The organism is Geobacter anodireducens (assembly GCA_001628815.1).
GTDB lineage: Bacteria > Desulfobacterota > Desulfuromonadia > Geobacterales > Geobacteraceae > Geobacter > Geobacter anodireducens.
In genome coordinates, this window is record CP014963.1 from 3131623 (window position 1) to 3158025 (window position 26403).

The 26403-nt window shown below is 63.3% G+C and carries 18 protein-coding genes, 1 other RNA gene and 5 pseudogenes; 2 read left to right on the top strand and 22 right to left on the bottom strand.

The genetic code is table 11. The features are described from left to right. Nucleotides 1–197 precede the first annotated feature (197 nt). The gene (locus A2G06_14385; GenBank protein ANA41242.1) at nucleotides 198–1079 is read right to left on the bottom strand and encodes a radical SAM protein; all 882 of its coding nucleotides are present in this window, start codon (nucleotides 1077–1079) and stop codon (nucleotides 198–200) included. Between the two features lie 130 nt (nucleotides 1080–1209). On the opposite strand from A2G06_14385, the gene A2G06_14390 reads away from it, so the two are divergent. Further along, complete coding sequence (locus A2G06_14390) at nucleotides 1210–1821, top strand: TetR family transcriptional regulator (GenBank protein ANA41243.1); 612 nt, start codon at nucleotides 1210–1212, stop codon at nucleotides 1819–1821. An 83-nt stretch (nucleotides 1822–1904) separates the two neighbouring features. Next, on the top strand, nucleotides 1905–4097 hold the full coding sequence (locus A2G06_14395; protein ID ANA41244.1) for a squalene-hopene cyclase: 2193 nt from the start codon (nucleotides 1905–1907) through the stop codon (nucleotides 4095–4097). Nucleotides 4098–4102: 5 nt separating this feature from the next. On the opposite strand, the gene A2G06_14400 is transcribed toward A2G06_14395, so the two are convergent. The 21 genes and pseudogenes from A2G06_14400 to A2G06_14500 all read right to left on the bottom strand — a co-directional run bounded on the left by A2G06_14400 (nucleotide 4103) and on the right by A2G06_14500 (nucleotide 26401). Further along, nucleotides 4103–5776: a radical SAM protein gene (locus tag A2G06_14400; GenBank protein ID ANA41245.1), complete on the bottom strand. Its 1674-nt coding sequence runs from the start codon at nucleotides 5774–5776 to the stop codon at nucleotides 4103–4105. A 158-nt stretch (nucleotides 5777–5934) separates the two neighbouring features. Beyond that, on the bottom strand, nucleotides 5935–7086 hold the full coding sequence (locus A2G06_14405; protein ANA41246.1) for a cell division protein FtsZ: 1152 nt from the start codon (nucleotides 7084–7086) through the stop codon (nucleotides 5935–5937). 51 nt (nucleotides 7087–7137) lie between these two features. Beyond that, a pseudogene (locus tag A2G06_14410) lies at nucleotides 7138–8372 on the bottom strand (cell division protein FtsA). A 16-nt stretch (nucleotides 8373–8388) separates the two neighbouring features. After that, nucleotides 8389–9218, bottom strand: a pseudogene (locus A2G06_14415) (cell division protein FtsQ). An 11-nt stretch (nucleotides 9219–9229) separates the two neighbouring features. Further along, nucleotides 9230–10179: pseudogene (locus tag A2G06_14420) on the bottom strand (D-alanine--D-alanine ligase). A 29-nt stretch (nucleotides 10180–10208) separates the two neighbouring features. Beyond that, the gene (locus A2G06_14425; protein ANA41247.1) at nucleotides 10209–11111 is read right to left on the bottom strand and encodes a UDP-N-acetylenolpyruvoylglucosamine reductase; all 903 of its coding nucleotides are present in this window, start codon (nucleotides 11109–11111) and stop codon (nucleotides 10209–10211) included. An 18-nt stretch (nucleotides 11112–11129) separates the two neighbouring features. Continuing rightward, nucleotides 11130–12517: pseudogene (gene murC / locus A2G06_14430) on the bottom strand (UDP-N-acetylmuramate--L-alanine ligase). Between the two features lie 2 nt (nucleotides 12518–12519). After that, on the bottom strand, nucleotides 12520–13614 hold the full coding sequence (locus A2G06_14435; protein ID ANA41248.1) for a UDP-N-acetylglucosamine--N-acetylmuramyl-(pentapeptide) pyrophosphoryl-undecaprenol N-acetylglucosamine transferase: 1095 nt from the start codon (nucleotides 13612–13614) through the stop codon (nucleotides 12520–12522). Next, nucleotides 13611–14732 carry a stage V sporulation protein E gene (locus A2G06_14440; protein ANA41249.1) on the bottom strand — a complete coding sequence of 374 codons (1122 nt, stop codon included), beginning with the start codon at nucleotides 14730–14732 and terminating at the stop codon, nucleotides 13611–13613. Before A2G06_14440 ends, A2G06_14435 begins: the two co-directional genes overlap by 4 nt. Continuing rightward, nucleotides 14729–16087 carry a UDP-N-acetylmuramoylalanine--D-glutamate ligase gene (locus A2G06_14445; GenBank protein ANA41250.1) on the bottom strand — a complete coding sequence of 453 codons (1359 nt, stop codon included), beginning with the start codon at nucleotides 16085–16087 and terminating at the stop codon, nucleotides 14729–14731. The genes A2G06_14440 and A2G06_14445 overlap by 4 nt, the downstream gene beginning before the upstream one ends. Before the next feature lies 1 nt (nucleotide 16088). Beyond that, nucleotides 16089–17165 carry a phospho-N-acetylmuramoyl-pentapeptide-transferase gene (gene mraY, locus A2G06_14450; GenBank protein ANA41251.1) on the bottom strand — a complete coding sequence of 359 codons (1077 nt, stop codon included), beginning with the start codon at nucleotides 17163–17165 and terminating at the stop codon, nucleotides 16089–16091. Beyond that, nucleotides 17165–18576 (bottom strand): annotated as a pseudogene (locus A2G06_14455) (UDP-N-acetylmuramoylalanyl-D-glutamyl-2, 6-diaminopimelate--D-alanyl-D-alanine ligase). Before A2G06_14455 ends, mraY begins: the two are co-directional and overlap by 1 nt. A gap of 14 nt (nucleotides 18577–18590) precedes the next feature. Next, entirely contained in the window at nucleotides 18591–20120 is a 1530-nt protein-coding gene (locus A2G06_14460; protein ID ANA41252.1) for a UDP-N-acetylmuramoyl-L-alanyl-D-glutamate--2,6-diaminopimelate ligase, read from the bottom strand. A gap of 32 nt (nucleotides 20121–20152) precedes the next feature. After that, on the bottom strand, nucleotides 20153–22126 hold the full coding sequence (locus tag A2G06_14465) for a penicillin-binding protein (GenBank protein ANA41253.1): 1974 nt from the start codon (nucleotides 22124–22126) through the stop codon (nucleotides 20153–20155). Continuing rightward, nucleotides 22123–22458, bottom strand: coding sequence for a cell division protein FtsL (locus A2G06_14470; GenBank protein ANA41254.1), 336 nt, complete (start codon nucleotides 22456–22458; stop codon nucleotides 22123–22125). Before A2G06_14470 ends, A2G06_14465 begins: the two co-directional genes overlap by 4 nt. A gap of 27 nt (nucleotides 22459–22485) precedes the next feature. Then, the gene (locus A2G06_14475) at nucleotides 22486–23397 is read right to left on the bottom strand and encodes a 16S rRNA (cytosine(1402)-N(4))-methyltransferase (protein ID ANA41703.1); all 912 of its coding nucleotides are present in this window, start codon (nucleotides 23395–23397) and stop codon (nucleotides 22486–22488) included. A gap of 27 nt (nucleotides 23398–23424) precedes the next feature. After that, nucleotides 23425–23901 carry a cell division/cell wall cluster transcriptional repressor MraZ gene (locus tag A2G06_14480; protein ID ANA41255.1) on the bottom strand — a complete coding sequence of 159 codons (477 nt, stop codon included), beginning with the start codon at nucleotides 23899–23901 and terminating at the stop codon, nucleotides 23425–23427. Between the two features lie 431 nt (nucleotides 23902–24332). Then, nucleotides 24333–24683, bottom strand: a complete 351-nt coding sequence (locus tag A2G06_14485) for a hypothetical protein (GenBank protein ANA41256.1) — start codon at nucleotides 24681–24683, stop codon at nucleotides 24333–24335. A gap of 34 nt (nucleotides 24684–24717) precedes the next feature. Beyond that, the gene (locus A2G06_14490) at nucleotides 24718–25236 is read right to left on the bottom strand and encodes a hypothetical protein (GenBank protein ID ANA41704.1); all 519 of its coding nucleotides are present in this window, start codon (nucleotides 25234–25236) and stop codon (nucleotides 24718–24720) included. Between the two features lie 59 nt (nucleotides 25237–25295). Then, an RNA gene (rnpB, locus tag A2G06_14495) (RNase P RNA component class A) lies at nucleotides 25296–25663 on the bottom strand. Nucleotides 25664–25690: 27 nt separating this feature from the next. Then, a complete protein-coding gene (locus A2G06_14500; GenBank protein ID ANA41257.1) occupies nucleotides 25691–26401 on the bottom strand; it encodes a hypothetical protein in 711 nt (236 codons plus the stop codon). Nucleotides 26402–26403 lie beyond the last annotated feature (2 nt).

The window sequence follows — 26403 nt, forward strand, 5'->3', positions numbered from 1 at the left end:
CCCCCCCACCGAACAAGCCGATAAATCAGGAAAGCACTCCAAACCACCATACCCATCACAACAGATGAAAAAAAACGCCGCCCCGTTTCCGGGGAACGGCGTTTCCATGCAGAACAACAGTCAGAACGGTGCCACGGCGCGACAGCGGGTGGAGCAGTCGGCACCGTGCATGAGGACTGCCAAAGGAGGGACGAGTCTCAGTAGTATTCTTCGCCGTAGGCGGGAACCTCGTCGAGGAAGCCGGGCATCTTGTCGAGCCGCGCCAGGGCGGCATCCACCTCGGCAATGAGCCGCTGCCGGTCCTTGGGGTAGCTGCCGGCCAGCTCCAGGAAATTGGAGACATGGTTGGAGCGAAGAATCGTCCTGGCTGGCGCCAGATGGGCAAGAAGCTCCCGCGCCTCGTGCAGCAGCTCCCGCCGTGTGCACAGGTCGAGGGTGCGGATGAATTCGTCATTGTGGCGATGGAAGAGGGTGAGGAGAGAAAAATACTCGGGACTGACCCGGTTGATCCATTGCGCGGTTGCCCGGGCATGGTGGAGACTGCGACCTCGGCCGGCCAGCCCCAGGATGGCGGTCACCGAGAGCTTCATGCCCGCCTCCCGCGCCTTCAGGGCTTCCCGTGCCATTTCCTCGGCCGCAAACCCCTTGTTGGCCGCGTCCAGGGTCGCATCGTCCCCCGACTCCAGCCCGAAGTAGAGGATACGGAGCTTTTTCCCCCGCAGATGCCGGAGCTCCCCGACGCTCTTGGTGGCCAGGCTCCGGGGTGATGCGTAGGAGCCCACCCGCGTGAGATTCGGGAACACCGACGCCAGCCGGTCAAGGATGGTTGCGAGCCCGTCGAAGGGATAGACCAGGGCGTCGCCGTCGGCCAGGAATACCCGGTCCACCACGGGACGGTAGCGTGCCGGGATGCCGTGGATCTCGGCCAGAACCTCGGCCTCGGGCTTCAGACTGAACCGTTTCGTCTTGTACATGCCGCAAAAGGCGCAGTGGTTCTGGGAACAGCCGATGGTTATCTGGAAGATGAGACTGCGCGCCTCGCTCGGCGGACGAAACACGGGTTCGACATAGGTGGGCATGGTCACCTCCCCGTCACCCGAACGCCAGCCGATAGTCCCGGACCAATCCCCCTCTCCATCCAATCAACGCTTGACAGCACGCCAGTGATCCTCTATTTTGTGAAAAGTTTAGTTAACACTGTTAAGCATCATGACTTTACGAGAACGCAGACAAAAACACAAGGCTCTCTTTCGCCAGGAGATTCTCGACGCCGCCCGGGAACTGTTCTCCCAGATCGGGTACGAACGGTTCTCCATGCGTAAGCTTGCGGCCAAAATCGAGCACTCCCCCACAACCATCTACCTCTATTTCCGCGACAAGGACGACCTCCTCTATTCTCTCTGCGAAGAGTTGTTCGCCAAGCTGTTCCAGAGCTACCAGGACATCTCGAAGGGGCACAGCAGCCCATTGCAGGTGTTGCGGCTCTGTCTTTTGAGGTACATCGAGTTCGGGCTGGCAAATCCCGGCCACTACAAGGTCGCCTTCTTCACAAGCCCTGTCGTCTATGGTTCGCCAACGGAATTCCTGCAAAAGGACAGCATGGGACGGCGGACCTACTTCCATATCCTCCAGACCGTTGAAGGGGCCATGGCGGCTGCCGCGCTCCGCCCCATGAACGCAGCCCTTCTCGCACAGACATTATGGACCGCCGTCCATGGCGTCGTGACCTCGCGGATTTACACGGCTGACTTTCCCATGGTGGACGCTGCCCTTCAGGCAGAGACACTGGTGGACGGGCTGCTCGCCGGCTTTGGCACCTGAAAATTTTTTCACCACACCGTTTACACTGTTAACTGAAGATACCGTAGTTAATATTCTTGCCGCTCAAGGGAAAGGAGACTCGAATGGCAAAGGGAATACTCCACAAGTTTGCCGTAATAGCCGGCAACAAGAAGGCCGGGCGGCCGATTGAGGAAGAACGCACCACCATCGCACCCATAAAAGAGGTAACGGGAAAGGCCGTCCACTGCCGTCAGGCTGTCAAAAAGGCGGAGCAGTATCTCCTGGCGCTCCAGAACCCGGAGGGGTACTGGGTTTTCGAACTGGAGGCGGACGTTACGATACCGTCTGAGTACATCATGCTTCAGCGGTTCCTCGGCAGGGAGATTCCCCCGGAACTGGGGAAGCGGCTGGAGAACTATCTCCTGGACAGGCAACTGCCCGACGGAGGCTGGCCCCTCTACGCCGAGGACGGATTCGCCAACATCAGCGCCACGGTCAAGGCGTATCTCGCCCTCAAGGTGCTGGGGCACTCACCCCAGGCACCCCACATGATACGCGCGCGCCTCATGGTCCTCAGCCTCGGCGGCGCGGCCAGATGCAATGTGTTCACCCGTATCCTGCTGGCCCTGTTCGGCCAGATCCCCTGGCATACCCCGCCGGCAATGCCCGTGGAAATCGTGCTTCTCCCCCAGTGGTTTTTCTTCCATTTGAGCAAAGTATCCTACTGGTCGAGAACCGTCATTGTCCCTCTGCTGCTGCTCTACGCCAAACAGCCCGTGTGCCGGCTGCGGCCCGAGGAGGGGGTTCCCGAGCTGTTCAGCACGCCGCCCGACAAACTGCGCCACCTGGATGGCTTTCAACCGGGGCACTGGCGGAAAAACGCCTTCATCATCCTCGACCGCCTGCTCAAGCGTTTCAACCGGCACATTCCTTCCGCCCTGCACCGGAAAGCCATTGCCGAAGCAGAACAGTGGACCAGGTCCCACATGCAGGGCAGCGGCGGGATCGGCGCCATTTTCCCGGCCATGGCCTATGCGGTCATGGCCCTCCGCGTACTCGGCTGCGGGGAAGACGACCCTGACTATATCCGCGGACTGCAGGCCATCGACGACCTGCTCCAGCATCGCACTCCGCAGGAGGCAGATTCCCCCCGCCCGGACGGCGCGTGCATCGACAGCGGCATGTCTGCGGCTTTTGCCCTCACCCCCTCTGCCCACGCGGCAGCGGACGGCACAAGGAGCAGCAGCATCTGCCAGCCGTGCAATTCCCCGATCTGGGACACCTGCCTGAGCCTTTCGGCGCTCATGGAAGCGGGCATGCCGGCGAGCCACCCCGCGGCGAAACAGGCCGTTGAATGGCTCTTGTCACAGCAGATCCTCTCGCCCGGAGACTGGTCGCTGAAGGCTCCCGACCTGGAGGGGGGTGGATGGGCGTTCCAGTTCGAGAACACCCTCTATCCCGACCTGGACGACACATCGAAGGTCATCATGTCGCTTCTGCGGGCCGGCGCGCTGGAGAATGAGCTCTACCGCGACCGGATCGCCCGCGGCGTGAACTGGGTGCTCGGGATGCAGAGCAGTGACGGCGGATGGGCCGCCTTTGACATCGACAACAACCACCACTACCTGAACGACATCCCGTTCGCCGACCATGGGGCGCTCCTCGACCCGAGCACATCGGACCTGACGGGACGCTGCATCGAGCTCCTCTCCATGGTCGGTTTCGACAGGACGTTTCCGCCCATCGCGCGGGGGATCGGGTTCCTGCGCTCGGAGCAGGAAGAAAACGGCGCCTGGTTCGGCCGCTGGGGGGTGAACTACATCTACGGCACCTGGTCGGTGCTGTCCGGCCTCAGGCAGGCCGGTGAAGATATGCAGCAGCCCTATATCCGCAAGGCGGTGGGATGGCTTACGTCATGCCAGAACCACGATGGGGGATGGGGAGAGACCTGCTATTCCTACGACGATCCTTCGCTGGCCGGCAAGGGGGCGAGCACCCCGTCCCAGACCGCCTGGAGCCTCCTGGGGCTCATGGCCGCGGGAGAGGTCCACAGCCTGGCCGTCCGGCGGGGCGTGCGCTACCTGCTCGACCACCAGAATCAATGGGGAACCTGGGAGGAAAAGCATTTTACCGGTACCGGTTTCCCACGGGTCTTTTACCTGCGCTACCATGGGTACCGCCACTTCTTTCCCCTGTGGGCGCTCGGCGTCTATTCACGGCTCAGCTCAGGACAAAAGGCCTGTCAGGACGAACGTCGCCATGCATCACCCGGCGATCTCCATCTGCCTTGGCTGGAGAGGATCAAGAAACGATAGCGGCCTCACTGCCGAGGGAACGCCTCCAGATACTCCCGCCTGAGCCGGTCGACGCCGGCGCTGCCAATGACATCCCAGGGCAATGTTTCGTCAAGGGGAATGTTGCGGTAGACGAGCGAATCGGTGTCGACAGCGAACTTCCGGGCGGCCCGCTTCCAGCTCCCTAATTCGGCGGCCCGGAGCAGAAATGCGGAGAGCCGGCGGTCGCCCCGGGAGAGGAGTGTCTGCAGGTAGGCGTCCCTGGGGCTCTCGGCAATGAGCCGGACGTTTGACAGTTTCCTCACTGCCTGCTGGAGGTAGCTAAGCTTCTTCTCCAGAGAGGCCGTATCTTCCATGCCGCACCACTGGAACGGGGTAAACGGCTTGGGCACAAAGGGGTTAACCGAGAGGATGATCTCACCGAGGCGCCTGTTCTTCCGGGCCGCAGCGATGACCCGCTCGCGGATCTTCCCCACCAGGCGGACCATTTCCTCCAGGTCGTCAGTGGTCTCGGTGGGGAGCCCGATGATGAAGTAGAGCTTCAGGTTCAGGATATCGTGGCCGATCAGCAGGTCGCAGGCGGCGAGAATCTGCTCTTCGGTCAGGTTCTTGCGCACCAGGTCGCGCATCCGCTGGCTGCCCCCCTCCGGCGCCAGGGCCACCGTCTTGTGGCCGCTCGCCTTGAGCACCTCGATCATGTCGTCGTCGAGCCGGTCGATCCGCAGTGACGAAACCGACACCTTCCCTCCCTTCTCCAGGATGAACCGGCAGAGCTCGCCGATGTCCCGGTGGTCGGAGACCGCCGCGCCCACGAGGCCGATCTTCCCACGGCGGGCCAGCCCCGCCACGGCCTGGCGCTTCAGTTCGTCAAGGGAACGCTGGCGGTAGGGAAGGTAGATGAAACCGGCCGCACAGAAGCGGCACCCCCGGGGGCACCCCCGGGAGACCTCCATGAGATACATGTCGGAAAATTCCGTGTCCGGCGTCAAAATCTCGGACACGCTCTCCCGCCGGTCCGGTTCAGCCATCGGCAGCCGCTGCACCTGCCCCGGCGCGCCGCGAACCGCCCGGCGGCCGACCACGCGAACGCCGTCGTAGTTCAGGCCATAGCAGGAGGGCACATAGATTCCCGGCAGACGCGCGGCCCGGGCCAGGAAAGGCTCCCGCTCGACGATCCCCTCGTCCCGCACCAGTTCCAGCAACGGGGGCAGCAGCTCCTCCCCCTCCCCCACGCAGATCAGATCGAGAAAATCCGCCACCGGCTCGGGATTGAGGAACAGGGCCGCGCCTCCGGCCATAACGAGGGGATGGGAAGGGGTCCGCTCCGATGCCAGGGGCGGAATGCCGGCCAGGTCGAAGATGACCGGGATGTTCAGGTAGTCGCTTTCGAAGGAAACCGAAAAGGCAATGATATCGAAGGAGCCGAGGGGCTCCCCCGACTCCAGGGAGAGGAGCTTCGTATTGCTCCTGCGGTACTCCCGCAGATCGTCGGCATCGGGGAGAAAGGCCCGGTCACAGAGGATGTCGGGCTCTTCGTTCAGCAGCGCGTGGACCGCCTGGAACCCCAGGTTGCTCATCCCCACGGCATAGCGGTTGGGGTAGACCAGGCAGACGGTCAGCTTGCCGCCGCGCCGTTTGGGGGAAAAGCCTTCCTCCCGGCTCAGGAGACGGCGGTTTTTCTCGATGATTTTCCACGACATGGGGGATCAGGGTACCACGAAGGGAGAAGAGGGAAAAAGGAAAAAAAAGACCCGGCCCCCCTGGAGGGGGTAAATGGGGAGCCGGGGAATGAAAGCAGAGACCGGAACTGCTCCGGCGTGCCGCCTGCTGGCCGCGGCCAGCGCGCCGGAAGATGCTGCTAGTCGACGGACTTCCTCAGGAAGGTCGGGATGTCGTACTGATCCTCGTCGTCGATGAAAAACGCCTTCTGCCGCGAGAGCGAGGGCTCGCGGGTCTGCTGGTTGCGGACAAAGGTCGGGATGTCGCGGTTCACCTCGGCTTTGCCGAAGGGAGTGACGTTCTTCAGCTCCTGGCGGGCCTTCTCCATGTCGAAGCGGTCGCCGAAGCCGGTGGCAATGGCCGTCACCTTGAGCTGGTCGCCCAGGGTCTCGTCGATACTGACGCCGATGATGATGTTGGCGTCCTCGTGGACCTTCTCGTGGATGGACCGGTTCACCGCCTCGAACTCGTCCATGGTCATGGAGGAGGAACCGGCGATGTTCACCAGGACGCCCTTGGCGCCGGAGATGTCCACCTCTTCCAGCAACGGGCTGGAGATGGCGCGCAGGGCGGCTTCCACGGCCCGGTTCTCGCCGGAGGCGATGCCGATACCCATCATGGCCATGCCGCGCTCGCCCATGATCGCCTTCACGTCGGCGAAGTCCACGTTGATGAAGCCGCTGGTGGTGATCAGGTCCGAGATCCCCTGGACCGCCTGGCGGAGCACGTCGTCGGCCGGCTTGAAGGCGTCGATGATCGACATGGACTTGCCGGCCAGGCCGATGAGTCGGTCATTGGGGATGACGATGAGCGAATCCACGTGCTTCTTGAGCTCGCGAATCCCCTCTTCAGCCTTGGAAAGGCGCTGCTTGCCCTCGCGGGAAAAGGGCTTGGTCACCACACCCACGGTGAGTGCTCCCACTTCCTTGGCCACCTCGGCGATGACCGGAGCCGCCCCGGTACCGGTGCCGCCCCCCATGCCAGCGGCCACGAAGATCATGTCCGCACCCTTGAGGAGTTCCGCCACCTGCTCCCGGTCTTCCAGGGCCGCCTCGCGCCCCTGGGAGGGATCGGCACCCGCCCCGAGCCCCTTGGTGAGCTGACGCCCGATCTGGATCTTGGTGGGTGCCTTGGAGATGCGCAGGGCCTGCACATCCGTGTTGGCCACGAGAAAGTCAACCCCTCCGACCTGGCACTCAATCATGGTGTTGACTGCGTTTCCGCCGCTGCCGCCCACGCCGACAACCTTGATCTTTGCACACTGGTCAATGCTCTCATCGAATTCGAACATACCCTACCCCCTTGTTGGTCTAACTATGATGATGCACGTGAATGAACCGAATCAGAAGAATTCCCCGAACCACTCTTTCATCCGCCGCGTTACCCGCCGGAACATGTTCTCGTCGGTCTGGGCCGTGGGGAATTCGCGAATACCCACGTTCTTGCTCCCGTACACGACGAGTCCCACGCCCGTGGCGTAGACCGGCGAGTTGACCACGTCGGTGAGCCCGCCGATCTGCTGGGGCAGGCCCCGGCGCACGGCAGATTGAAGACCTGCTCGGCCAGCTCCGGCATCCCCTCCAGAATGGTGGTGCCGCCGGTGATGGCGACCCCGGAGGCGATGAGGTCCTCGAAACCGCTCTTGACGATCTCCCGGTTGACCAGGGTGAAGATCTCTTCCACCCGGGGCTCCAGGATCTCGGCCAGGAGCTGGCGGGAAAGGACCCTGGGCTTGCGGCCGCCCACGCTGGGCACCTCGATGGTTTCATCCTTGCCCACCAGGGATGCCATGCAGCAGCCGTACTTCTGCTTGATCTTCTCCGCCTCGGCCATGGGCGTGCGCAGCCCCACGGCGATGTCGTTGGTCAGGTGGTTGCCGCCCAGCGACAAGACCGCCGTGTGCTTGATGGCGCCGTCCACGAAAATGGCAATATCGGTGGTGCCGCCGCCGATATCGATGAGCGCCACCCCCAGTTCCTTTTCGTCTGCCGACAGGACCGACTCGGAGGCGGCGAGTTGCTCCAGGACTATGTCGGCCACGTCGAGCCCGGCGCGGTTGCAGGCCTTGATGATGTTCTGGGCGCTGGCCACGGCGCCGGTAACGATGTGGACCCGGGCCTCGAGCCGCACCCCGCTCATGCCGAGGGGCTCGCGGATGCCGTCCTGATCATCGATGATGAACTCCTGGGGAAGGATGTGGATCACTTCCCGGTCCATGGGAATGGCGATGGCCTTGGCCGCGTCGATGACCCGCTTCACGTCCTCGGAGCTCACCTCGCGGTTCTTGATGGCGATGACCCCCTGGGAGTTGATCCCCTTGATGTGGCCGCCGGCAATGCCGGCATAGACCGAGCGGATGTCGCAGCCGGCCATGAGTTCCGCCTCGGAGACCGCCTTCTTGATCGACTCGACGGTGCTCTCGATGTTGATCACGACCCCCTTGCGCATCCCCCGGGAGGGACTTGTGCCGATGCCGACGATGTCGATGCCGTCCTCGGTCACGTTGCCGACGATGGCGCAGATCTTCGTCGTGCCGATATCGAGCCCGACGATCAGATTATCCCTTCTTCCCGACATACCGTTCCCCCCCTTGCTAGCCTTTTTTCACTATGATCTTGTCCAGATAGTCGCAATCGATGTATTCCACCGCCGCCATGTGTTCCCTGAGCTCCCCGTAAATGCGGACGAAGCGGGCGAGCTTGGCCTCGTAGCCGCCGTTGCCCAGTCGGACCGGCACCCCGCCGGCCGCGGTAAAGAGCGTAAGGCCGAAGCCCTTGTCCAGGTGAATCTCAGATACGTCGGCAAGGGTGAACCCTTTACCCCTGCGCAACTGTTCCATGAGCGCCACGGTTCCCTTCAGGCTTCGCGGGTACCGACGGGGTCCCGCGCCAGGTCCTCCTCGGTGACTCCGGTGATAACCGGGTAATCGAGGCTGTCGCCCTGGGTGAGCGGCTTGAAGACCGTGCCGCCGGCATCCATGTAGTAGAGGAATCCCATGTTCACCACGGCCACCGGCACCCGCTCCACCACCTCGATGGCGAGGGTGTGGGGGAAATAGCGCCTGACCTGCACCTTGTCGATCCAAGGGTTCTTGGCCAACTGACTGCCGATGTCCTGCAGTCTCAGCCCGAGCATCGAATCTCCGGGACGGACTCCGGCCTGCGCGATCACATCGTCCCGCTTGAGGCGCTGAAGCTTCGAAACCTCGATCTCCCTCAGCGGCAGCGGCGCGAACTCCCACTGGGAGAGGTAGCGGTATCCACCATAGCAGATGCCTCCCGCCGTTGCCAGACCGGCCAGGCCGCAGACCAGCCGGCTCCCCCAGGTAATGAGAGGACGCCAGTTGATCGGCTTGCGCTCCCGCTTCACGCGGTTGCGGGTCTGGGCCGGCTTTATCCGTGTCTTGACGTGCAGATCGCGCATATGCCCCGCGCCTAGCTTCCGGCCCCTTCCCCCTTGATTTTCAGCGCTGCGGAAACCAGAATCCTCTCCACCAGGTCCTCGAAGCCGGTCCCGGCCTCCTTGAGGGCGATCTCGGGCAGAAGGCTCAAGGCGGTCATTCCCGGCAGGTGTTCACCTCCAGGAGATAACACTCGCCCCCTTCCGTCACGAGGAAATCGACTCTGCTGTAGCCGGAGCATCCCAGGGCGCGGTGGGCCGCTTCCCCCTCGGCCAGGAGCCTGCAGTGCAGTTCCGCCGGGAGTGCAGGCGGGCAGATGTGTTCGGCCTTGCCGGCGGTATACTTGGCCTCGAAGTCGTAGAACTCGTTCACGGGAACGATCTCGATGGCCCCCATGGCCCGGTCGTCCAGGATCCCGACCTGGATCTCACGCCCCTTGATGAAGCGCTCCACCAGGATATCGTCATCATGGCGGAAGGCGGTCTCCAGGGCATAAGGAAGCTCTTCCGGCGACTTCACGATGCTCACCCCCACCGATGACCCTTCCTGGGACGGCTTCACCACCACCGGGTAGCCGAATCCTTCCGCCACCGGGTCAACCGCCTCGCCCCGGCGCACGACCCGGTAGGGGGCGATCGTGAGCCCCCGGGCGGCGAAGACCTCTTTGGCGACGATCTTGTTCATGGCAAGGGCGCTGGCCAGGACTCCCGATCCGGTGTAGGGGATGCCCATGAGCTCCAGCAGTCCCTGGACGGTTCCGTCCTCCCCGTAGCGGCCGTGGAGGCAGATGAAGGCAACATCGATCCACTCCCGGACCAGGACCTGCGGGAGATCCCGGCCGACGTCCACAGGAACCGCGTCATATCCCCGGCTCTGGAGGGCCTTCAACACAGCGCCACCGCTGGCAAGGGACACTTCGCGCTCGGCCGAGAGCCCTCCCATAAGTACGCCTATCTTCCTGGTTTTCAACTCATCCCTCGTCATTGCCGCTCCGCGCGAGGCATCACAACCCCTTACTCATCACCGAAAATGTTGACTTCTTCTTCAAGAGCCGTGCCGCTTTTGAGCTTCACCGCCTCCTTGATGCGTGCTGCCAGGGCCAGGAAATCGGCGGCCGTGGCACCCCCCCGGTTGACCAGAAAGTTGGCGTGGACCTCGGACACCTGGGCTCCTCCCACCCGAGCCCCCCTGAGCCCCGCATCTTCGATCAGCCGCCAGGCCGCCTGACCGGGCGGGTTCTTGAAGAAAGACCCCGCATTGGGGAAGCCGACCTGTTGGCTGGCGGCCCGGTGGGCTCGGTACCCGTCGATCCGCTCGCCGATCCGCCGGGGATCGGCGGGATCGAGCACGAACGTGGCCCCGATGATGATTTCTCCCGGTTGCAGCCTGAGGTACCGGTAGCCGTAATCGAACAGTTCACGCACCTTGCGCTCGAAGCCCGCAGTGCCGATGGTCAGGATCTCTTCGACCCGGTCGAGAATGGCATTGCCGTGCGCGCCGGCATTCATGGCAAGGGCACCGCCGACGGTGCCGGGAATCCCACAGAGAAACTCCAGGCCGGCAAGGCCTTCGTCCCGGAGAAAGACCGTCAGCCTGCCATTGGCCACTCCGGCCCCCACCCCGGCCCGGTTTCCTTCGAGCCGCTCCAGGGTGGTCATGCGCGCCGGCGAAATCACGACGCCCCGAAAGCCTCCGTCGCGGATCAGGAGGTTGTAGCCCCCCCCCACTGCCAGCCAGGGAGTGCCGGTTTCGGCCAGAAGTGCCAGGAGCACCCGCATGTCGTCGGGGTCGGCCGGGGTGACGAAGAAGTCCGCCGGGCCGCCCACTTTCAGCGACGTATGGCGCGCCATGGGCTCGTCCCGGAGGATCTCCCCCCGCACTTCCGCCTCAAGCCGTGCCGCCAACCGATCGTTCAAAGAACCACTCCGGGCCCGCTAGGACTGCCGGGCTTCTTTCAGTTTCGCGAGGAACGCCTCGCCGGACTGCCAGATATTTCCCGCCCCCAGGTCAGCACGATGTCGCCGGGCTGCACGACCGTCAGCAGGTGCTCGGGAAGCACCTCCCGGTCGGCCACATAGGTCACGTCGCGCTGGCCGTGCTTGCGGATCTCCTCGGCCAGTCGCTCGGCCGACACACCTTCGATGGGGGCCTCGCCGGCCGGATAAACATCCGTCAGGACCAGCACGTCTGCGTCGTAGAAACAGGTGACGAACTCGGTGAACAGTTCCTTGGTCCGGCTGAACCGGTGGGGCTGGAACGCCACCACGAGCCGCCTCTCGGGCCAGCCGCTCTTGCCGGCAGCCAGGGTGGCCCGGATCTCCGCCGGATGGTGGCCGTAATCATCAACCACGGTGATGCCGTCCGTCTCTCCCTTTACCTGGAAACGCCGTCCTACCCCGCCGAACGTGGCGAACCCTTCCTGAATCTGTGGGAAGGGGACGTCCAGCTCCATGGCAACGGCGATACAGGCAAGGGCATTCAGCACGTTGTGGGCGCCGGGCATGGAGAAGGATACCTCACCCATGCGGTATCCCTTGTAGTGGGCCACAAAAGAAGTGGTCCCCCCTTCGAGCCGGATGTGGGTCGCACGGATGTCGGCCTGGGACGAAAGGCCATAGGTGACGAAGCGCTTCTTCACCCGCGGGAGGATCTCGGCGATGTTGCGGTCTTCCAGGCAGAGTACTGCCAGCCCGTAAAAGGGAATCTTGTTGATGAAGTCGACAAAGGTGTCCTTGATCTGATCGATCCCGCCGGTATAGAAGTCGAGGTGGTCGGCGTCGATATTGGTCACCACCGCAATCGTAGGCGAGAGCTTCAGGAACGAGCCGTCCGACTCGTCGGCTTCGGCCACCAGGAACTGGCCCTGGCCAAGCTTGGCGTTGGTGCCGAGGGTGTTGAGCTTGCCGCCGATGACGATGGTGGGATCGATGCCGCCGTGGGTAAGAACCGTCGCCACCATGGAGGTGGTGGTGGTCTTGCCGTGGGTGCCCGCGATGGCGATGCCGTACTTCATCCGCATCAGTTCCGCCAGCATCTCGGCCCGGGGGATCACCGGAATCATCCGCCGCTTGGCCTCGACCACCTCCGGGTTGTCGTCGCGGACCGCCGTGGAGGTGACCACCACGTCCACATCGGCCAGGTTCTCCCGGGCATGCCCGAAGCGGATTTCTCCCCCGAGCGAGGCGAGCCGGTCGGTGGTGTCGGACTGCTTCAGATCGGAGCCCGACACCTTGTACCCCAGGTTGAGGAGCACCTCGGCAATTCCGCTCATGCCGATGCCGCCGATGCCGACGAAGTGAATTTTCTCTATTTTACCGTACATGGTTACTCTTCTTTCCTTGTGCGTGCCACCATCTCGTCGACAATGGCCTGGGCCGCATCCAGCCGGGCAAGCCCCTGGGCCGCCTCGCCGACGGCCTTGAGCCGCGCCTGGTCGTCCATGAGGTCGCGGATCGCTTGTGCCAGCACCTTGCCTGAAAGTTCCTGCTCGATAATGACGAACCCGGCTCCCCGCTTGAGGAGCGATTCGGCGTTGCGGCGCTGGTGGTCGTCCACGGCGTGGGGATAGGGGATGAAGATGCAGGGCTTGCCGCAGGCGGTTACCTCGGCGATGGTGGTGGCCCCTGCCCGGCAGACGATCAGGTCTGCCCAGCGATAGGCATCGGCCATGGAATCGATGAAGGCCACTACGTCGGCTGCGAAGCCTTGCTCTTCATAGGCGGCGGTCACATCTTCCAGATCGTTCTCCCCGGTCTGGTGGGTGATCCGCAGCCTCTCCTTCATCTCCTTCAGGAAGGACAGAGCCTCGCCCATGGTCAGGTTGATCCGGTGGGCGCCGGCGCTCCCGCCGAAGACCAGGAGATGGAAGGCGTCATCGCCCCGCTCCCGGGGTTCGGCCAGGGCAACCTGCTGCAGGATCTGGCGGCGGAGCGGATTGCCGGTCAGGAGCGTCTTGTCCTCGGGAAAATACGTCCGCGACTCCTCGAGGGAGATGAATATCTTGTCTGCCACCTTGGCCAGCATCCGGTTGGTGAAGCCCGGGATGGCGTTCTGCTCGTGGATGAAACGCGGGATCTGCATCCCCCGCGCCGCCATCAGGGCGGGCGCCGAGGCATATCCGCCGACGCCGAGCACCAGGTCCGGACTGAACTCCTTCAGGATCTTGCGCGATTGGGCGTAGCCGTAGAGGAATTTGGCAAGCCCCTTGGCCCGGGCCAGACTCCCCTTGCCCCGGATGCCGGCCGCGGTGATGCATTCGAGCCGGTACCCTGTTTTGGGCAACACCCGCGCCTCGATCCCTTTCCAGGTCCCCACGAAGAGGACTTCGTTCCGTTTGTCGCGGGCGAGAAATTCCTCGGCCACCGCTATGCCCGGGAAGAGATGCCCGCCCGTTCCCCCTCCGGCTATCAGCAGCTTCATGGCGCCCCCTTGAGCCGCGTCGAGATATTGAGAAGGATCCCCACCGCGAACAGTGTCACTATCAATGAACTTCCTCCGTAGCTGATAAAGGGAAGCGCCAGGCCTTTGGTGGGCAGGAGCCCCGTCACCACCGCCATGTTGACGAACGCCTGGATCCCGAGCAGCGTGGCAATGCCGAATGCCAGGAACCGCCCGAAGGGCTCCTGGGCCATGAGCGCCACCCGGACGCCGCGCAGGACCAGCATGAGGAACATGGCGGCGATGACCGTCACGCCGATGAGCCCCAGCTCTTCGCCGGTGACCGACAGGATGAAGTCCGTGTGGGCCTCGGGAAGATAGAACATTTTCTGTTTGCCCTCGCCGAGCCCCTGGCCGAGCACCCCGCCGTTGCCGAAGGCAAGCCACGATTGGATGATCTGGAAGCCGGTATCGGTGGGGTCCTCCCACGGGTTGAGGTAGGCAAGGATGCGCCGGCGCCGGTAATCCACGTTCATGACGAGGAAGTAGAGAATCGGCAGAGCCACCATCCCCATGGCGATGATGTAGCGCGGCCGGGTCCCCGCCGCGAAGAGCATGATGATGGCCACCAGTCCCATGGTGAGGGCCGCGCCCAGGTCGTGCTGCTTGAGAAGGATCAGCAGGACGGCGGACAGGAGCACCATGTACGGGAGAAAGCCCGTGGAAAAAAATTTTACCTTATCCTGTTTTTTATCGAGCGAATAGGCCATGTAAACGATGAGTGCGATCTTTGCCAGCTCCGACGGCTGGAAATTGAATCCCGGCAGCCTGATCCACCGGGACGCCCCCTTGGCCGCTCCGCCGATTCCCGGGATGAAGACGAGAAACAGGAGAAAGAGGCAGCCCAACAGGATCGGGACGGCGTACTCGCGCCAGATGCGGTAGTCAATCCGCATGGCAACGGCCATGACGCCGAAGCCGAGGAGCGCGTAAACGCCCTGGCGCTTGAGAAAGTAGAACCCGTCGTGGAACTTCTTGGTAGCCACGACCGAGGAGGCCGAGTAGACCATCACCACCCCGAAGCAGGTGAGAGCCACCGCCATGAGGAGGATCACGAGGTCGTAGCGCTCGATCTCCCTTACGTTCAGGCCCAGGTTCACGGCGCGCCTCCCGGACTCAGCGCGTCCACGGCGGCGCGGAACCGCTGCGCCCGTTCTTCGTAATCGCGGAACATGTCAAAGCTGGAACAGGCGGGCGAGAAGAGGACCACTCCCCCCGGCAGCGTCAGGGAGGCGGCCAGTTCCACGGCCTCTTCCAGGGTCGCTGCCATGCGGGTGTCCGTGAGATGTCCCAGTTCGTGGGCCATCCGCTCCTTTGCCTCGCCGATCAGGATCATGTGCCGTACGCGCTCGGCCACGAGGCCGGCGAGGGGGGCATAGCTTCCCCCCTTGTCCTTGCCGCCGGCGATGAGGGTGATGTCGTTGAAGCTTGCCAGCGCCTTTTCCACGCTTCCCACATTGGTGGCCTTGCTGTCCTCGAAGTAGCGGACGCCGTTGAGTTCGCGCACCAGTTCCATCCGGTGGGGGAGTCCGCCGAACGCCTCAACGCATGCCAGCGCCCGTTCGGCATTGCATCCCAGAAGCAGCGCGGCGGCCAGGGATGCCATGATGTTCTCGATGTTGTGGACCCCGGTGACTCTGAAGCGGTCCGTGGGAAACCGCTCCTGGCGGCCGCCATGGCGGAAGGTGATGACCCCGTCCCGGCAGAATATCCCCTCGCTAAGCTCCCGTTGCCGGCTCATGGGGAACACTGCGGCGTGCGTCCTGCCGGCAAGCCCCGCCACGATCGGATCGTCCATGTTGAGGACCGCCCAGTCCGACGCGGTCTGGTTCTCGAAAATCCGGGCCTTGGCGTCGATATACTCCTGATAGGTGGCGTACCGGTCCAGGTGGTCCTCGGTGATGTTGAGGAGCACCGCGACCGTGGGCCGGAACGAGCGGATCCATTCAAGCTGGAAGGAGCTGATCTCAACCACCACCCGGTCCACTGTTGCCCCGGTCTCCACCAGTTCGATGAGCGGATTGCCGATGTTTCCCCCAACGAACGTCCGGAATCCGCATCCCGCGAAGAGTTCGCCCGTGAGGGTCGTGGTGGTCGTCTTGCCGTTGGTGCCCGTGATGGCCACCAGAGGCGCGGTGATGAACCGGGACGCAAGCTCGATCTCGGTAACGACCTCACGCCCGGCCCGCCGCGCCGCCTGGAGATAGGGGCTTTCCTGGGGCACGCCCGGGCTTACCACCACCGTTTCGGCCGCAGCGAAGTCAGCCTCGTCGTGGCGTCCCAGCACGTAGGTCACAGGGAGGCCGGCCAGTTGCTCCAGCGGACCGGCCAGGGCGGTCTCGTCCCGCAGGTCGGTCACGGTCACCCGTGCGCCCCGCGCGGCCAGGAAGCGGGCGACCGCCACCCCGGTCCGGGCGAGGCCCACAACGAGTATGTTCTTTCCTTCAAGGTCCATGCTATCTCAGCTTCAGCGTCGAAATGGCGACCAGTGCCAGAATGATGGTGATGATCCAGAACCTGACGATGATCTTCGGCTCCGCCACCCCTTTCAGTTCGAAGTGGTGGTGAATGGGGGCCATCCTGAATATCCGCTTGCCCCGATACTTGTACGATCCGACCTGAAAGATGACCGACAGGGCCTCCACCACGAAAATGCCGCCCACGATCACCAGCAGCATCTCCTGCTTGGTGATGACCGCCAGGATGCCGAGCCCGCCCCCCAGGGAAAGGGAGCCCACGTCGCCCATGAAGACCTCTGCGGGATAGGCGTTGTACCAGAGAAACCCGATACCGGCGCCCACCATGGCGCCGCAGAGGACCGCCAGCTCACCGGCTCCCGGCACGTAGGGAGTCTGGAGATAGCTGGAAAGTTTGGCATTGCCCGCGATGTAGGCAAAGAGCAGAAACGTGGCCGCATTGATGGCAACCGGCCCTATGGCGAGGCCGTCGAGACCGTCGGTCAGGTTCACGGCATTGCTCGCCCCCACGACAACCAGCATGCCGAAGGGGATGTAGAGGTACGACAGATCCGGATGCAGCCGCTTGAAGAAGGGCACCGAGAGATCCGTTGACATGCCGGCGACGAGGACGAGGAAGCAGACGGCGCCGCCCGCGATGAGCATCTGCCAGAACATCTTCTGCCGGGGCGAGAGCCCCTTGGTATCCTTTTCCACCACCTTTTTGTAATCGTCGGTGAAGCCGATAAGGCCGTAGCCGAGGATCACGAAAAGCGTTGTCCAGACGTACCGGTTCGTCAGGTCGGCCCAGAGAAGGGTCGGGATGGCTATGGATGAGAGGATGAGGATCCCCCCCATGGTGGGGGTGCCCGATTTTTTCAGGTGCGACTCGGGGCCGTCGGTGCGGATCACCTGACGGGCCTGGAGCGCCTCCAGCTTCCGGATGACCCACGGCCCCAGGATGAACGACACCACCAGGGCGGTGATGACGGCATAGATGGTCCGGAACGTCAGATATTTGAAGACGTTGAAGATCCGGAAATCGGCGGCCAGCGGATAGAGCAGATGGTAGAGCATTAGACGTGGCCCCCTTTGCCGCCGGAGGCGGCGAACGCATCCCTGATTCCCTCGGCTACCCGATCCATGGCCATGCCGCGGGAGCCCTTCACCAGAATCATCTCGCCCGTCGCAGCCGTCCGCCTCAGATCGGCAACGATCTCGCCATGGTCGGCCGCGATGGTCACGGTGCGCTCTTCAAGCCCCCCTTCGAGGCACCGGCGGCAACGGTCCCCGCCATGGCACCCAGCACGTAGAGCCGGTCCACGCACGTGGCAGCCAGCCGTCCCAATTGCCGATGGGCTTCTTCGGCCCCGGCGCCCAGTTCGAGCATGTCGCCCAGCACTGCCACGGCCCGGCCGCTCCCCTTGATCTCCCGCAAGGTGGTAAGGGCGGCGGCCATGGAGGCGGGGTTCGCGTTGTAGCTGTCGTCGATCAGCACCACATCCCCCACTTCCTCCAGGTTGAAGCGACGGGCATAGGGCATGAATTCGCCGAGTCCCCGGGCGATCTCGTCGGGCGCAACGCCGAGCACGCGGGCCGCTGCGGCAGCGGCCAGGGCATTGGCCACATTGTGACTGCCAAAGGCGTGCAGGGTAACGGTGACGCGGCCGCCGGGGAGCCGCAGCGTGAACCGCTGCCCTTTTTTCCCCATGTTCTCCACGTCTTCCGCGGTCACGTCGCCGCCCCTGAGCCCGAAAGAGACACGCTTCACCCCATCGGGGCTGGGGCAGCGGGCAATGAGCGGGTCATCGGCGTTATAAACGGCACAGGAGCCCGGCTCAAGCCTCAAAAAGAGCTCTCCCTTGGCCCGGGCAACCCCTTCCACGCTGCCAAGGGTTTCCAGGTGGGCCGGATAGGCATTGGTGATGACACCCACGGCAGGCCGGACGATCTCCGCAAGCCGGTCGATCTCCCCGAACTCGCTCATGCCTATCTCCAGCACCGCCCACCGGTGTGCCTCCGAGAGCCGGAACAGCATGCGGGGCACACCGATCAGGTTATTGAGGTTCCCCTCCGTCTTCAGCCCCTCGCCGGTCCGGGCCAGAATCGCGGCCAGCATTTCCTTGGTGGTGGTCTTGCCGTTGCTCCCGGTCACCGCCACCACGGGGATGTCAAACCGCCGGCGGTGGCATGCCGCCAGATCGCCCAGCGCCCGCAGCGTGTCGTCCACGGCAATGCAGGTCACATCGACCGGAAGCTGGCGCCCCGCCAGCCACTGCCGCTCAACCAGGGCCAGCCGCACTCCCCGGGCGCTTGCCGCGTCCAGGTAGTCGTGCCCGTCAAACCGCTCACCCCGCAGCGGGATGAAGAGATCACCGGGCTCCACGGTCCGCGAATCGGTGGAGACGCCAAAGGCTCCGGCTGTCTCGCCTCCCGCCACGATCTCCCCGCCCGTGGCCCCCAGTATGTCATCGAGCGTAAACAGCACGTCCCTGTCCAACCCTATTCTCCGCTGTCCGATGAACGGAATGCGGCGGCCGCCTCTTCGCGATCGTCAAAGTGGAACTTTTCCGTTCCGATGATCTGATAGTCCTCATGCCCTTTGCCCGCCAGGAGCACGATGTCGCCCGCCGCGGCAACCGTTGCGGCAAGCCGGATGGCGTCGCGCCGGGACACCAGCGAGGTGAACCCCTTGTCCACAAAGCCCCGGCCCAGTTCACGGGCATCGTATTCCCGCAGTCCCATGGGTCTGACGCCGGTCAGAACCTCCTCGATGATCGCCCTGGGCTCCTCGGTCCTTGGGTTGTCGGAAGTAACGATGGTCAGATGACTGTAGCGCCCGCTGATTTCCGCCATCACGGGCCGTTTGCCCCGGTCGCGGTCGCCGCCGCAGCCGAAGACGGTAATGATCCGCCCCGTGGTCAGCTCCGACACGGTCTTCAGGACATTTTCCAGGGCATCGCCCGTGTGGGCGTAGTCCACCAGCACCGTTAGGCCCCGTTCGTTGGGCACCCGCTCCAACCGCCCCGGAACCCGGACATCATCCTCGATCCCCCCCAGAATGGCGTCAAGAGGGAGTCCGAGGCCGACGCCCGCGGCAACGGCGGCGAGGATGTTGTACAGGTTGAACCGCCCCAGCAGGTGCGAGTGAAACGGGGCCGTCCCGAGCGGAGTGACAAGGGTCCCTGCAATGCCGTCCACGGAGAAGACGACGTTTTCGGCACGCACGGCCGCATCGGCGGCAAGCCCGTAGGAAACCACGGGCGCGGCGGAGGACTCGATCAGCCGGGCGCCGTAGGAGTCATCCCCGTTGATGGCGGCCGTGCGCCGCGGCTTGATCCCGTCGGGCGCCACAAGCTCCGTAAACAGCCGGGCCTTGCTGCCGAAATAGGACTCCATGTCCCGGTGATAGTCCAGATGGTCGCGGGTCAAATTCGTGAAGACCGCCACGTCGAAGCGGCAGCCGTCTACCCGCCGCTGCTCCAGGGCATGGGACGAGACCTCCATCACCACCGCCTTCGCCCCCTCGTCCACCAGCTCGCGGATTGTTGCCTGCAGTTCAACGGATTCCGGCGTGGTGTGGGGCGCGGGAACGAGCTTCGAGCCGAAGCGGTAGCTGATGGTTCCGAGCACTGCTGCCGGAATGCCTGCCCGGGCCATGATCGCCTCGACCAGATAGGTGGTGGTGGTCTTGCCGTTGGTGCCGGTGATGCCCACCACCGGCACGCCGTCAGTGGGCTGTCCGTAAAAGAGCGCCGCCATTCGCGACATGGCAAGGCGGGCATCCCTGACCCGGATCCATTCCATCTCGCCCGGCGCCCGCGCTTCGTCCTCCAGCACAACGGCGACCGCGCCCCGTTCGCGGGCAGCCGCAATGAAGTCATGCCCGTCGGACGCGACCCCTTTTAACGCGAAAAAGAGACCACCGGACCTCACCTGCCGTGAATCGCAGTAAAGTCCGTTGATCTCCCGCGTCAGATCGCCCCGTACCGCGATGGGATCAACAACCCGTGCCAGATCTTCTAGTCGCATGGTTCCTCGCCATTGAAGCGTAATTGCTGGCGTCATGCCGATGGTACGAACTTCACCCACACCTGATCCGACGGCCCAATCCGGTGTCCGGGACGCGGGCTTTGCTCGACGGCCCGACCGCTTCCCATGAGCCTCACGTTGAGCCCCCGCTCTTCCATGGCCTTGAGGGCCTGCCGCATGCTCATGCCTCGAAAGTTGGGCATCACTGCCCCTTCTCCTGCGTCGACGATCTCTCCTTCCGCGGCGGGAAGTTCGTCTTCCGCGTGCTGGCCTGCCTTTGCCTCGACCACCTTCGGCTTGCTCCTGACAATGCCGTCGGGCGGCACCTTCAGGTAGCAGAGGGACTGCAGTGCAATGGAACTGAAGGCGGGCGCCGCCACGACTCCGCCATAGGGGCTTGTCTTGGGCTCATCGATCATGACGAGGATGGTAAGCCGGGGCCGATCGGCCGGGACAAAACCGATGAATGAGGCTGTACGCTTGGTGAGCGAGTAGCCCCGCGTCACCGGGTCGACCTTCTGGGCCGTACCCGTCTTGCCCGCCACCCGAAATCCTTCCACTGCCGCGTTGGTGCCGGTCCCGCCCTCCACTGCCACCCCTTCCATCATGCGGGCCACGGACGTGGCTGTCGCCTCGGAGACCACCCGTCGCACCGGTTGCGGAGATGAACTCTTGATGACGTTGCCCTCGCTGTCGACGACCCGCTCAACCAGGTACGGCTTCATGAGGGTCCCGCCATTGGCGATGGCGGAAACGGCTGCCGCAAGCTGGATGGAACTGGCGGTCACCCCCTGGCCGAAGGAGACGGTGGCCAGATCGATGCCGTACCACTGGTTCCAGTCCCTGAGGGTTCCCCCTGTCTCTCCGGGGAGATCAATGCCGGTCCGCGCACCGAAGCCGAAATTCCGCAGGTATGAATAGAGCCTTGATGCACCGAGGCGGCTGCCGATCTTTGCGGACCCGATGTTGCTCGAATACTTCAGAATCTCCGGGATGCTCAGGCTCCCATACTTGTGGGTGTCGTGAATGGTCCGCCCGCCGATGGAGAAGCTGCCACCCTCGCAGTTGATCCAGTCGCCCGGCCTGATCACCTTTTCCTCAAGGGCCGAGGCGATGAGAAACACCTTGAAGGTGGATCCCGGCTCATAGCTGTCGGCCACAGCCCTGTTGCGCCACAGGGATGGATGATAGGCGCCGTGGGCGTTCAGATTGAACGTCGGGTAATTGGCCATGGCCAGGACCCGTCCGGTATGGGGGTCCATGACGACGGCGGTGCCGGCCCGGGCGCCGCTGCCGTCAACGGCCCGGGCAAGCTCCTTTTCGGCGATGTACTGGATGTTCTTGTCAAGGGTCAGAACGACATTGTGCCCCATGGCCCCGTTCTGGACCACAGTCCCCTTCAGCGCCACATCCCGGCCAAGGGCGTCCCGCTCGGTCACCAGATAACCGGTGCCGCCAAGGATGGTTGTGTCGTAGCGCCGTTCGATCCCCTCAAGCCCCTCAGGGTCCAGGCCGGTAAAACCGATGACATGGGCCGCCACTTCCGAGTTGGGGTAAAACCGTTTGGTTTCCTTGACGAAACCGATCCCATCAATATCCAGTGACCGGATTCTTTTCACCACATCGGGAGTCAACCGGCGCTGGAGCCAGACAAAGTTCCTGTTCCCCTGCAGCTTGCGGAGCAGGGTTTCTTTCGGAATGCCCAGAACCGGGGAGAGCCGCACCGCCGTCTCGTCCAGGTCAGCGATCGACTTGGGCTCGGCAAAGCAGGAATCCATCTCCACCGACACGGCAAGGGCCGAGCCGTTCGCGTCGTATATGGCCCCCCGGGCAGGCGTCAGGGGAACAATCTTCTGGTGCTGGCGGTCGGCAAGCTTGAGCAGGTGGTCGCGCTTGACCACCTGGAGATAGAAGGCGCGACAAACAACGAGAGAAAAAAAGAAAACGAAGAAACCGCCAATAAAGCGGATGCGCAGAGTTATCCATTTCTCCGCGTCATATCTCATTTCACAACAACCACCTGCTGATCCGTGGGAAGCGCCATGCCCAGCTCCCCCTTGGCCACGGCCTCGATCCGGGCCGGGGTCTTGAGGGAAGCCACTTCGAGCTTGAGGCGATTCTGCTCCTCCTGAGCCGTCTTGAGCTGACGAGCCACCTCGGCGACCTCCAGGTTCAGGTCAACGACGCGCACGCGGGACCAGACGTGAAAGACGGAGACAAGGGTCAACAGAACCAGCACCGCAAGAAGGTACGGGAACAGGTCGCCCCGCTGGGCGTACATCTCCTCCAGCTTCCTGGGAGCCGCAACCTTGCTGAATTCCGTCCGTGCCTGCGCCATCTCCGCCTCCTTCTGCATCCGCAAATACTACAGTTTTTCTGCCGCCCGCAGCTTGGCACTGCGCGCTCTCGGATTCTTTGCCACCTCTGCTTCACCCGCCATGACCGGCCGCCCCGTCAGGATGCGGAGTCGGGGAGCGCCGCCGCACACGCAGCGGGGAAGCTCCTTGGGGCAGGTGCACCCCTGGGCGTAACGGCGGAACATGGTTTTGACGATTCGATCCTCCAGCGAGTGGAAGGAGATCACCACCCCCCGCCCGCCGGGTCTCAGCAGTCCAAGGGCAGCCTCAAGCCCCCGCTCCAGGCTGCCGAGTTCGTCGTTCACCGCTATCCGAAGGGCCTGGAAGGTCCGGGTGGCCGGGTGAAGCCGCTCTTCCCAGGCTCCCCGCGGGATTGCCCCCTTGATGATGTCGACCAACTGGAGCGTTCGCTCGATTGGTCCGCCGGCCCGGGCCTTGACGATGAACGAGGCGATCCGCCGCGCCCATCGCTCTTCGCCATATTCTTTTATGATCCGGGCCAGCTCGTGTTCGCCCAGTCCGTTGACCAGGTCCGCGGCGGTGCCGGGTACCGAGGTATTCATCCGCATGTCGAGAGGCGCATCGGCCAGGAAACTGAACCCCCGCTCCGCCGTGTCCAGTTGGTGAGAGGAGACCCCCACATCAAGGAGAAATCCGTCGACACCGTCGACCTCCAACTCGGCCAGAATCCGACCCATCTCCGAGAAGTTGGCGGGGACCGGCCTGAATCGCTCGCCAAATGAAGCGAGTCGTTCACGGGCGGCCGCCAGAGCCGCAGGGTCCCGGTCAAACCCGATCAACATCCCGTCCGGGGCCGTTGCCTCGAGGATCAGCCGGGCATGCCCAGCCCCCCCCAGAGTCCCGTCCACATACACCCCGCCGGGGCGGGGGGATAAGTACTCCAGCACCTCGGCCGGCATGACCGGACGGTGCGAAAATGTCGCCACCTAGAGCCCCAACTCTGCCACCGTCTCGGAATCGGACGGGAAATTCTTCAGATCCTGAATCCGAACCTTCTCGCGCTCGGCCTGGCTCCAGACCTCAATCTTGTCCATCACGCCGATAAAAAGGATGTCCCGCTCAAGGGCGGCCCCTTTTCTCAGGTGGGGAGGGATCAGCAGGCGCCCCAGCTTGTCGGCGCAGCACTCAACCGCGGGGGAAATGATCGTCCGCATGATACTGTTGCGCTGGGCAGAGCTCAGTCCCCTGCTGGAACGGAAATGTTCCTCGAACTCCACCCACTTGGCATAGGGAAAAATCAGGAGACCGCTACTGAAGGCGCCTCCCCCCAGATCAACGGGCGCAGAGTTGGTTATCACGAAACGATCGTCACCATGAACGTCAACGAGAACCTCCCGGAATTTGGCCGGAAGACTCGTTCGTCCCTTGGCGTCAATGGTTGTCTCGTAGATTCCTCTGAACATATTCCCCGGCACACCTTGCCACGATTTACCACAATTTACCACTTAGTGCCAAAAACTATACCCGCCACCCCAAGGGTTGTCAAGGCAAATCTGGCCATTGCACAGGGGATTGTTTTAGTTCTATTTCAACCAGTTATCGCGTTCCCAGAACCGCCGGAAAGCTGAATTGCCCTCTCGGACGGCCGCGGATAAACAAGAGCCTCAGCGAACACCCCGGCCGATCATGCGGGTATGTCCCTATCCCCAAAAACCAATGGAATTCACGAACAGAATGTACCGTCTTTCGCCATCCCACCGGCATGCTGCAAACCTGCCGGCAGAGTGTCAAAGCGAGTTCAACGGACATGGGAACAGGACTTAGAAACAGGAGGGATGAATCCGGTTCACCACAACGGAGGGAGAAGAAAAAAAGGGGCGCAGCGCCCCTTGAGTTACTTATCCTTTTTCCGATCCAGCAGGGAGACGATTTTCGCCCCCTTCCCCTTGTCCGGCGGGTCGCCGGGAGGAGGCTCCGGCGACTGAGACGGGGTAACGGACTCCCGCGCCAGGGGCGACACGATTTTTTCCATCCGGATCGGTGTCCCGCCCATGGTGAAGGGAGTCCCGTTGATCTGGGCCTCCTCAAGTATCCAGGTATAGATTTCCAGGGGCACCGTGAGCACCAGGAGCTTGACCCGCCACCAACCGGGCTTCACATCGGGCGAAACATCTTCGATACGGGCGTAGAATCCCGGCTTGTTGTCTATGTGGACCAGAACGAGATCATTGATGGCGGTTGACATTGCCCCCCCCTTGCTCCGTTTCGAGAATGAAACCCTACAGAGGCCGCAGGCGATCGGCCTGCACCATGAGAAGCCCCTGCCTGGCGCGGGAACCGAGAAGCGCCTCAAACTCACCATAGAGGCGGCAAAGCTCCCGTTCGCGGCGATAGAACTCGTCAATCCGCTCCGGCTCCCACAGCCCTTCAACCCGCTCGCAGTTAAACGTTATGCAATTGAACGGTCGCAGGGCCGGCTGCATGAGGCAGCCTGCGTCACCGAGATAGGGGCAGAAGTCGCGGCCGAAGCGGGGCTCGAAAAGCTCGGCATTCGTTGATCGATAAATCAGCAGGTCCGCCACCGTAAAATGGTACTTTCCCCGCAGGCAGCACTCGCCGCCGCAGGAGGCACAGATCACCGAACTGCCCATTTCGTGGGCCAGGCGGTGCAACTCCTCCTTGGCCGCGCGAATGGCGCTCCCCTTCTCCCGGAGCATCGCCCTGACCGGCTGCGGGAGCCGGAGGTATTCGCCGGTGACCGCCGCCACCGCGGCATGCCAGACGTCCTGATCATTCATGAAGAGAGCCGGATTTTTCGAGTTTGTTGCGGCGAAGCCCGCATGGTCTGTAAAAAAACTGGCCGAAGCAGCCCATAAGCCGGGTTCTGTTCCCACCGCGGGTTACCCCTTGGCGGGCGATGACCATTCCTCTGGGACCGCCGTTACCGACGGCCTCAAGCAGCCAACCCGGAAGCACGGACGGGCCGTCCTTGACGCTTCCCTATTCGGCCTTGCTCCTGGTGGGGTTTACCTGGCATCCGGCGTCACCGCCGAACCCGGTGAGCTCTTACCTCACCCTTTCACCCTTACCCGCCTGAGCGGGCGGACTTCTCTCTGTGGCACTATCCCTGGGGTCGCCCCCGCTGGACGTTATCCAGCACCATGCCCTGTGGAGCCCGGACTTTCCTCCCCCCGCACGCGGAGAGCGGCCATCTGTTCTGCTTCGACCAAGCCGTTATTCGACAACCCTGCGTCAGGCGTCCTGACGCAACACCAGCATCCGCTGGCAATGGGGGCAGAGGACCAGGTCGTCCCCCCTGTAGAGCGAATTGTAAAGCTGGGGCGGCAGGTTCATGTTGCAGCCCGAGCAGTTACCGTTCCGGGCGACCACGAGAGCCACGCCCTGGCGACGGAGGCGCAGGGCTTCGTACCGCTTGAGCAGCGATGCCGGGATTCCCTTGGCCGTCTCGGCCTTGGCGGAGGCATCCGAGGCTATTTCCTGATCGAGACGCTCCAGGGCAGACGCAAGCTCTGCCTTGCGGTCTCCCAGGTTCTCCTCCAGGCTGTCAAGATCTCCCTCCCGGGCAGCGATATCGGCAGCCAATTGCTCGACCTGTCCCGTTTTCTGGATGAGTTGCTCCTCAAGCTCGCCCTTCTGCTTCTTGGCCGCCGTGATCTCTTTCAGGATCGCCTGGTACTCTTTCTGGGTCTTGATTTCCTTCTGCCGCGCCTCTGAGCGGACGATATTCTCATCCTCCGCGGCCAGATTCGCTTCAAGACCCCGCTTTTCCTCTTCGGCGACCGTCAGTTCGGACTTGACGCCGTCCACGGCGAGCCGCGCCTCTTCCACCTGCCGGTCCAACTCGGCGAGCTGATCGAGAAGCGCCTGCCGTTCTCCCTGGCGGCCGTCGATCTTCAGGTCAAGCTCCTGCAGTTCCTCAAGCAGCATCAGATTTTTGCGCAACA

What these genes read in the sequence shown, in the direction of transcription:
- A2G06_14385 (ANA41242.1), bottom strand. Translation starts at nt 1,079, where the DNA reads ATGCCCACCTATGTCGAACCCGTGTTTCGTCCGCCGAGCGAGGCGCGC.
- A2G06_14390 (ANA41243.1), top strand. Translation starts at nt 1,210, where the DNA reads ATGACTTTACGAGAACGCAGACAAAAACACAAGGCTCTCTTTCGCCAG.
- A2G06_14395 (ANA41244.1), top strand. Translation starts at nt 1,905, where the DNA reads ATGGCAAAGGGAATACTCCACAAGTTTGCCGTAATAGCCGGCAACAAG.
- A2G06_14400 (ANA41245.1), bottom strand. Translation starts at nt 5,776, where the DNA reads ATGTCGTGGAAAATCATCGAGAAAAACCGCCGTCTCCTGAGCCGGGAG.
- A2G06_14405 (ANA41246.1), bottom strand. Translation starts at nt 7,086, where the DNA reads ATGTTCGAATTCGATGAGAGCATTGACCAGTGTGCAAAGATCAAGGTT.
- A2G06_14435 (ANA41248.1), bottom strand. Translation starts at nt 13,614, where the DNA reads ATGAAGCTGCTGATAGCCGGAGGGGGAACGGGCGGGCATCTCTTCCCG.
- A2G06_14445 (ANA41250.1), bottom strand. Translation starts at nt 16,087, where the DNA reads ATGGACCTTGAAGGAAAGAACATACTCGTTGTGGGCCTCGCCCGGACC.
- mraY (ANA41251.1), bottom strand. Translation starts at nt 17,165, where the DNA reads ATGCTCTACCATCTGCTCTATCCGCTGGCCGCCGATTTCCGGATCTTC.
- A2G06_14460 (ANA41252.1), bottom strand. Translation starts at nt 20,120, where the DNA reads ATGCGACTAGAAGATCTGGCACGGGTTGTTGATCCCATCGCGGTACGG.
- A2G06_14465 (ANA41253.1), bottom strand. Translation starts at nt 22,126, where the DNA reads ATGAGATATGACGCGGAGAAATGGATAACTCTGCGCATCCGCTTTATT.
- A2G06_14470 (ANA41254.1), bottom strand. Translation starts at nt 22,458, where the DNA reads ATGGCGCAGGCACGGACGGAATTCAGCAAGGTTGCGGCTCCCAGGAAG.
- A2G06_14475 (ANA41703.1), bottom strand. Translation starts at nt 23,397, where the DNA reads ATGCCGGCCGAGGTGCTGGAGTACTTATCCCCCCGCCCCGGCGGGGTG.
- A2G06_14480 (ANA41255.1), bottom strand. Translation starts at nt 23,901, where the DNA reads ATGTTCAGAGGAATCTACGAGACAACCATTGACGCCAAGGGACGAACG.
- A2G06_14485 (ANA41256.1), bottom strand. Translation starts at nt 24,683, where the DNA reads ATGTCAACCGCCATCAATGATCTCGTTCTGGTCCACATAGACAACAAG.
- A2G06_14490 (ANA41704.1), bottom strand. Translation starts at nt 25,236, where the DNA reads ATGAATGATCAGGACGTCTGGCATGCCGCGGTGGCGGCGGTCACCGGC.